Origin of the sequence: Streptomyces botrytidirepellens (genome assembly GCF_003721215.1) — a bacterium.
GTDB lineage: Bacteria > Actinomycetota > Actinomycetes > Streptomycetales > Streptomycetaceae > Streptomyces > Streptomyces himastatinicus.
The window spans coordinates 1-7,363 of sequence record NZ_RIBZ01000216.1 but is presented as its reverse complement, the minus strand read 5'-3'; the positions used below and the strand labels follow the sequence as shown (position 1 = coordinate 7,363).

The 7,363-nt window shown below is 69.0% G+C and carries 5 protein-coding genes and 1 pseudogene; 1 reads left to right on the top strand and 5 read right to left on the bottom strand.

Annotated elements, in window-relative coordinates:
* Positions 1 to 134 precede the first annotated feature (134 nt).
* From EEJ42_RS16420 to EEJ42_RS16405, 4 genes are all read right to left on the bottom strand, one after another.
* Positions 135 to 1,169: an NUDIX hydrolase gene (locus EEJ42_RS16420; protein WP_123100672.1), complete on the bottom strand. Its 1,035-nt coding sequence runs from the start codon at positions 1,167 to 1,169 to the stop codon at positions 135 to 137.
* A 181-nt stretch (positions 1,170 to 1,350) separates the two neighbouring features.
* Positions 1,351 to 2,271: a carbohydrate ABC transporter permease gene (locus EEJ42_RS16415; protein ID WP_184503119.1), complete on the bottom strand. Its 921-nt coding sequence runs from the start codon at positions 2,269 to 2,271 to the stop codon at positions 1,351 to 1,353.
* Positions 2,268 to 3,182: a carbohydrate ABC transporter permease gene (locus EEJ42_RS16410; protein ID WP_123100671.1), complete on the bottom strand. Its 915-nt coding sequence runs from the start codon at positions 3,180 to 3,182 to the stop codon at positions 2,268 to 2,270. Before EEJ42_RS16410 ends, EEJ42_RS16415 begins: the two co-directional genes overlap by 4 nt.
* Before the next feature lie 12 nt (positions 3,183 to 3,194).
* Positions 3,195 to 4,478: an ABC transporter substrate-binding protein gene (locus EEJ42_RS16405; protein ID WP_184503118.1), complete on the bottom strand. Its 1,284-nt coding sequence runs from the start codon at positions 4,476 to 4,478 to the stop codon at positions 3,195 to 3,197.
* Between the two features lie 211 nt (positions 4,479 to 4,689).
* Between EEJ42_RS16405 and EEJ42_RS16400 the strand changes: the two genes are divergently transcribed.
* Positions 4,690 to 6,750 (top strand): NPCBM/NEW2 domain-containing protein, encoded by a 2,061-nt coding sequence (locus EEJ42_RS16400; RefSeq protein ID WP_184503117.1) that lies wholly within the window; start codon positions 4,690 to 4,692, stop codon positions 6,748 to 6,750.
* Positions 6,751 to 6,789: 39 nt separating this feature from the next.
* Here the strand turns inward: EEJ42_RS16400 and EEJ42_RS50885 are convergent.
* A pseudogene (locus EEJ42_RS50885) lies at positions 6,790 to 7,363 on the bottom strand (serine/threonine protein kinase); the annotation flags it as partial.

Sequence of the window (7,363 nt, the reverse complement as noted above, 5' to 3'; positions counted from 1 at the left end):
CAGCGGTGACAGGCCCGCCGCGCGCATCGCCCGCCTGCGCCCGGGCCCGCTCCGGCCCACGGCTGCGTACGGTCGACACCCACCGCAGGCCCCCGGAACCGCACCGCGCGCCGACCGGCGGCCGGGGCGGCTGGTCAGCCCATGGGGACTCCGGCCTCCAGGTACAGGGGGCGGCCCTGTTCGCGGGCGCGGAGGGCCCAGCGGAGGCGGCTGAGGCGGACCGGGGGGAGCAAGTCGGCGGCCTCGGTCTCGGTGACGAAGCGCCAGCCGCGCAGTTCGGCGCCGGGCAGCAGCACCTCCTGGGCCTCCCCGGCTGTGAGTCGGCCGCCGTCGAACAGCAGCCGCAGGCCCCCGTAGCCGGGCGGCTGGGGGCGTTCCCAGTCGGCGACCAGCAGCCGCAGCGGCTCGTCCAGCCGTACGCCGAGCTCCTCGGCCACCTCGCGGCGCCCGGCGTACATCGGCGGCTCGCCGCGCTCGACGACGCCGCCGGGGAACTCCCAGCCGGGCTTGTACGTGGGGTCGACCAGCAGTACCCGGTCGGCCTCGTCGAAGAGCAGGACCCCGGCCGCCAGGGTTTCGGCCGTCGGCTCCGGCGTCTGCACGATGTCGCAGTTCCCGGCGCCGTCGCGGACGGCGTCGGCGATGTGCTGGGCGGTCTGGCGCGGGGTGAGCCCGGTGGTGTCGACCACATGGGCGTCGGTGGTCAGCCAGTTCAGGGCCGCGCGGTAGGGCGCGAGGTGGTCCAGGCACCAGCGGCGTACGGACTCGCTGGCGTCCGCGTCGCCGGGTATCTCCTCGCGCTCGGCTATGCGTCGGCGAAGGATCGTTTCATCGGTGTGCAGCAGGACGTGCCGCACAGGGATCCGCCGGGCGGCGAAGCCGCCGAAGATCTCGTCCCGGTACTCCTGCTTGAGGACCGTCATCGGGACCACGAGCGGGCCGCCGACCTCCGCGATCAGCGCGGCGCCGGTGTCCACGACCAGCCGCCGCCAGGACGGCAGGTCCTGGTAGTCGGAGACCTGCTCCAGACGCTTGCGCGGCAGCATCATGCGCAGACCGTTGCCGACCAGTTCCGGGTCGTAGAACGTGCTGCCGGGCATGAAGTCCACCAACTCACGGGCCGCGGTGGTTTTCCCCGCGCCGAACGCACCGTTCAGCCAGACGATCACATTTCCCCCTAATCCATCGCCTCCTGACAGTTGCCCGCATCACCCTGCCACGGAAACGCCCGAATACGACTGAGTCACGGATCGCGCCCCCGCGAAGCCACCGCAGACGCCCCCGCGAAGCCCCCTGCGGATCCCTCCGCGGAGCCCCGCGGCACGGGGCCGCCGGGGCGCCGCGGAGCCGTCAGCCCTTGTTGGCGCCCAGCGTGAGCCCGGCGATGAAGTGGCGCTGGAGCAGCAGGAAGACGAGCACCGTGGGCAGCGCCACCAGCACCGAGCCCGCCGCGAGCAGGTTGTAGTCGGTGAAGAACTGCCCGCGCAGGTTGTTGAGCGCGGAGGTGACGGGAAGCTTGTCGCCGTCGGAGATGAAGACGAGCGCCCACAGGAAGTCGTTGTACATCCAGGTGAATTGCAGCGTGGCGAGCGCGGCCAGGGCCGGTCGGCACAGCGGCAGCGTGATGCGCCAGTACCGCGTCCACACGCCCGCGCCGTCCACCACCGCCGCCTCGATGATCTCGATCGGCAGGGTGCGCATGAAATTCGCGAGCACGAAGACGCAGAAGCCGACCTGGAACGCGACCTGGACGGCGATCACGGCCCAGTAGGAGTCGTACATCGTCATCGAGTCCGACATCCAGTAGGGCAGTTCTATCTTGGTGAACAGGACGTACAGCGGCGTGACGATGACCTGCTGCGGCAGCAGGTTCCCCGCCGTGAACACCATCAGCAGGACGAGCCCGCCCCGCATGTTCAGCCGGGTGACGGAGAAGGCCACGAAGGACGCGAGGAACAGCGTCAGCAGCACTCCGGGGACCGCGATGAGGATCGAGTTGAGGAAATACTTGCCCATCCCGGAGTCGGTGAACGCCTGCTTGTAGTAGTCGAACGACAGGTGGCGCGGCAGCGAGAAATAGCCGTATTCGGCGGTCTCCTCGTACGGCCGCAGCGAGGCGTAGACGGCGAGCAGCAGCGGGGCGAGAAAGGCCAGCGAGACGGTCATCAGGAACGCGTGCAGACCGAGCCGCCCGGGGCGGACCCGGCGCCGCCCCGGTCCGCTCACCGGGCCTGTGGCCGGTACGGGGGCCGGGCGGATGTCGGTGATCATCCCCTCTTCTCCCCTCGCAGCTCCTGGACCAGATAGGTCACGATGAATCCCAGCGACACGGTGAGCAGGACGACGGCGATGGCGGAGCCGAATCCGATCCGGCTGGCCTCACCGATGATGTTGTCCGTGACCAGCACGGAGAGCAGTTCCAGCCCGTTGCGGCCGTGGTTGATGGCGTAGACGATGTCGAACGCGCGCAGCGCCTCGATGACCGTGATGACGCCGACGATCACATTGACCGGCCGCAGCGTGGGCAGGACGACCCGGAAGAAGCTCTGGGTCTCGCTCGCACCGTCGATCGCGGCGGCCTCCTTGAGCGAGGGATCGACGGATTTCAGCCCCGCCAGATAGAGGATCATCACATACCCGGTGTGCCGCCAGGCGGCCGCGAGCAGCACCATCCAGATATTGAGGTCGGGATCGCCGATCCAGTCCACCGGATGGCTTTTGTCGCCGAGAATCGCGTTCAGCGCGCCCTGGTCGCGGGAGAAGATCAGCTGGGCGATGAAGCCGACGATGGCGAGCGAAAGCACCACCGGCATGTAAAGGGTGGACTGGTAGAAGCGGCTGAACCGGACGCCCTTGTCGAGAAGGACGGCCAGCAGCAGTCCGAAGGGCGTGGCGACCAAGCCGAGGAAGGCCACCCACAGCAGATTGTTGCGGACGGCGGGCCAGAACGGCGGATAGTCGGTGAACAGGTTTCGGTAGTTGTCGAAGCCGACCCAGTGGAGGTCGCCGATCCCGTCCCAGCTGGTGAAGGACAGACCGATGGAGGCGAGGGTCGGGCCCCAGACCAGGGCCAGGTCGAGCAGGACGGGTATGCCCAGCAGCACGCCGATGACGGCGAGGTCGCGGGAGGCGAACCTCCGCGGTCCCCGCCGTTTGGCACGCCGCGCGGTGGTGAGCGGCACGGCGCGATTCTCCTAGCTGTCGGCGAATATGGTCTTCTTCTGGGACTCGATGTCCTTGGTCAGGGTGTCGATGTCGTTCGGTTTGTTGATGAATTGCTGGATCGCCCGGATCATCACCTGCGACGCGAAGTCGGGGCGGGTGTCGCGGTCCATGAACTGCGATATCTGCTTCGCGCCGGAGACGAGCGCGACGGCCTTCTTCTGGAGCGCGTTGTAGCCGGAAGTGGCCGCCTCGTCGTTGCACGCGATGTTGTTGGGGTCCCGCTTGAGATAGATCTCCTCGGCGGCGGGGGTGGCGAGGTACTTCAGCAGTTCCTTGCCCTCCTTCTGCCGCTTGGACTTCTTCGCCAGCAGGAATCCGTCGATCGGCGCCTCGACGGCGTCCTGGCCGTAGGCGGAGTCGATTTCGGGGAAGGGGAAGAAGTCCAGGTCATCGCGGTCGGCGGCGGAGAACTGCTGCCCGGGGTGGGGCAGCCCGAAGACCGCCATGCCGGACTTCTTCTGCGCCAGGCTCTGCGCGGCCTCCTGCCAGGTGCGCCCGTTGGCGCCCTGCTGGTGGTACGGCATGAGGCCGCGCCACAGGTCGAAGACGTGCTTGACCCGGGGATCGGTCCAAGACTCCTTGCCGCCCATCAGCGAGATGTGGAAGTCGTAGCCGTTGGCCCGCATATTGAGATAGTCGAAGGTCCCCATGGCGGGCCAGCCGTCCTTGTCGCCGAAGGCGATGGCGTCGAGGCCGTCCTTGTCCATCCGCTTGGCGAGCGCCCGGAACGCGTCGAAGGTCTTGGGGATCTCGTAGCCGTGCTGCTCGAAGACGCTCTTCCGGTAGAAGACCGCCCACGGGTAGTAGTAATACGGCACGAAGTACTGTTTGCCGTCCTTGCCGGTGGACTGCTTCTTGAGCGCGTCGGAGAAGCCGCTGAAGCCCTTCCAGAGATCGCCGATCTCGGCGAGCTGCCCCTGCTCGGCGAAGAACTGCATGCGGTATCCGGCGAACCACATGAAGACGTCGTCCGGGGTGCCCTTCAGATAGCGGTTGATGCCCTCCTGGAAGGCCTCATGGTTGACGGTGTTGACCTTGACCTTCTTGTCCGACTTCTTCTCGTACGCCGCGAACACCTCGGCGAACGCCTTGCGGGGCACGGCGTCCGAGGCGTTGGAGCCCATCTTCACCTCGTTGCCCGGACCACCACAGGCGGTGAGGAGCGCCGGGAGGGTGACCGCCCCGGCCCCGACCGCGGTACCCCGGAGCAGCGTACGGCGGGAGATCCGATGTCCTGACGATGACTGCGCCATGTGCCCTCCACAGAGGATCAATCAAACACAACCGAACGCGGGTGGCTGGATCACATCGGGCAAGAGGCGGCATAGTCAAGGGTTTGGACGAGATATCGAACAACTGTTACCGCATCTCTTCCAACAGACTCCAACACGGCCTACCGTAAACGCTCGCATGTGACGCGTCGGCGACGCTGCGTCACCCCGTTGAGAACGGAGGACCCGCATCATGCGCCACCGCTCTTTACGTACCGCGAGACACAGAATCATCGGAGGACTGACCGCCACACTGCTCGGCACGGCCGGTCTCACCCTCCCCGCCGCCGCCCAGCCGGCCGCGGCCCAGCCGACCCCGGCCAAACCGGCGGCCGCCCAACCAGCTGCCGCCAAGGACGGGCTCGCGCTCACCCCGCCGATGGGCTTCAACAACTGGAACTCCACGCACTGCCGCGCGGACTTCAACGAGGCGATGGTCAAGGGCATCGCCGACATCTTCGTCAGCAAGGGGCTCAAGGACGCCGGATACACCTACGTCAACCTCGACGACTGCTGGGCGCTGCCGCAGCGCGACGCGAACGGCAAGCTCGTCCCCGACCCGGTGCGCTTCCCCAACGGCATCAAGGCCGTCGCCGACTACGTCCACTCCAAGGGCCTCAAGATCGGCATCTACACCAGCGCGGGCACCAAGACCTGCAACACCGCGGGCTTCCCCGGGGCGCTGGGCCATGAAAGGTCGGACGCCCAGCAGTTCGCCGACTGGGGAATCGACTACCTCAAGTACGACAACTGCAATAACCAGGGCGTAGACGCCAAGCAGCGCTACCGCACCATGCGGGACGCTTTGAAGGCCGCCTCCGAGACCACCGGGCGCCCGATCGTCTACAGCATCTGCGAGTGGGGGCAGAACAAGCCGTGGGAATGGGCGGCGGATGTCGGCCAACTCTGGCGCACCACCGGTGACATCAGCGACAGCTGGGGCAGCATGCTGTCGATCGCCAAGAAGAACCTCCCGCTCGCCCCGTACGCCGGGCCCGGCCACTGGAACGACCCCGACATGCTGGAGGTCGGCAACGGCGGCATGACGGACACCGAGTACCGCAGCCACTTCTCGCTGTGGTCGATCATGGCCGCGCCGCTGCTGATCGGCACCGATCTGCGCAAGGCCGACGCCAAGACGTTCGAGATCCTGGGCAACCGCGAGGTCATCGCCGTCGACCAGGACCCGCTGGGCAAACAGGGCACCGTGCTCTCCTCCGAGGCCGGACGCTGGGTGATCGCCAAGGAGATGGCGGACGGCAGCCGCGCCGTCGCCCTCTTCAACGAGACCGAGCGGCCGCAGCGCATCGCCACCACCGCGGCCCGCCTCGGCCTGCCGCAGGCCGACGGATACCGGCTGCGCGATCTGTGGCGGAACCAGGACCAGAACACCGCGGGCTCCGTCGCGGCCACCGTCCCGGCCCATGGCACGGTGCTCTACCGGGTCTCCGCGGACCGGCGCTGGGCCTCGTACCCGCCCGCCGCCGAACTCGGCGCCGACGCCGACCCGTTCACCGAGGCGGGAGCCACCGCACCGGTCGAGACGGCGCTCCGCAACCTCGGCGGCACCGCCGCCCACCAGGCCCGGGTCACGCTCACCGGGCCCGACGGCTGGCGCATCAGGACCAGCTCACCGACCCGGACCGCCACCCTGCCCATCGGCAGCAGGCTCGCCACCCGCTGGCAGGTCACCGCTCCGAAGGACGTCAAGCCCGGGGCGTACGAGCTGACCGTACGTGCCGCCTACCGCTCGGCGCGCGGCCACAAGGTCGGCACCGAACTGCCCGTGCCGGTCAACGTGGTGGTCGCGCCGCCCTCCGGTGCCACGTACGCGAGCGATCTGCCGTGGCTGAGCGCGGCCAACGGCTGGGGCCCGGCCGAGAAGGACACCAGCGTCGGCGAGAACGCGGCGGGCGACGGTCATCCGATCACCCTCGACGGCACCGTCCACGCCAAGGGCCTGGGCGTGCACGCGCCCAGTGAGGTCACGTACTACACCGGCGGCCACTGCACCGCGTTCACCGCGAAGGTCGGCGTGGACGACGAGGAGGGCACCGCCGGAACGGTCGCCTTCGAGGTGTGGGCGGACGACACCAAGGTGCTGTCGACCGGAACGCTGACCAACGCCGATCCGGCCAAGGCCATCAGCGCCGCCGTCGACGGCGCGACGACGGTCCGGCTCGTCGTCACCGACGGCGGGGACGACGTCACCAGCGACCACGGGGACTGGGCGGACGCGGCGTTCAGCTGCTGACGTCCCGCCCCGGCGACCGGCCCGCTCCCCGCCGCCGTCTCAGCAGACCGGCAGCCCGGGGAGGGGCTGGTCGTTGTCGCCGCCCCGGACGTACACATCGCTGACGTACACGTCCTTGTTGCCGTTGTCGTCGTCCGTCTTCGCCCACCAGACGTTCGTCCACTTGCCGTACCGCTCGGGGCGGTTCAGGTTCTCCTGGCAGTAGAAGTAGTTGACGCCCTGCTTCAGGGCGCCGACCGGCTCGCCGCCGTGGGTGTACGAGGTGGCGTCGCGCCACACCACGCAGTTGTACTTGCCGCCGCCGATGTCGCTGCACGCCGGGGCGGTGCCGGGGCTGGAGGTCGGGGAGGCCGCGCCGGTGGCCTTCCTGGTCTCCCCCTTGCCGTCGTCCCCCTTGCCGTCGTCCCCGCCGCCCTTGCTGCCCTCCGCACCGCTCGGTACGCGCGAGGCCGGTGGGGACGCCGCCCCGCTCGCCCGCGGGCTGCTCGCACCCGCCTCGCCCGTCGCCTCGCGGTCCCCTCCGCCGGGCGCCGGCGACCCGGATCCCGTCGGCCCCGGCGACCGGCTCGCCGTCATGCGGTCGCCCTCGCCACCGAGCAGCGCGTACGTCACC

Bases quoted from the DNA above. Each gene is read 5' to 3' on its own strand.
- EEJ42_RS16415 (WP_184503119.1), bottom strand. From the start codon at position 2,271: ATGATCACCGACATCCGCCCGGCCCCCGTACCGGCCACAGGCCCGGTG.
- EEJ42_RS16405 (WP_184503118.1), bottom strand. From the start codon at position 4,478: ATGGCGCAGTCATCGTCAGGACATCGGATCTCCCGCCGTACGCTGCTC.
- EEJ42_RS16400 (WP_184503117.1), top strand. From the start codon at position 4,690: ATGCGCCACCGCTCTTTACGTACCGCGAGACACAGAATCATCGGAGGA.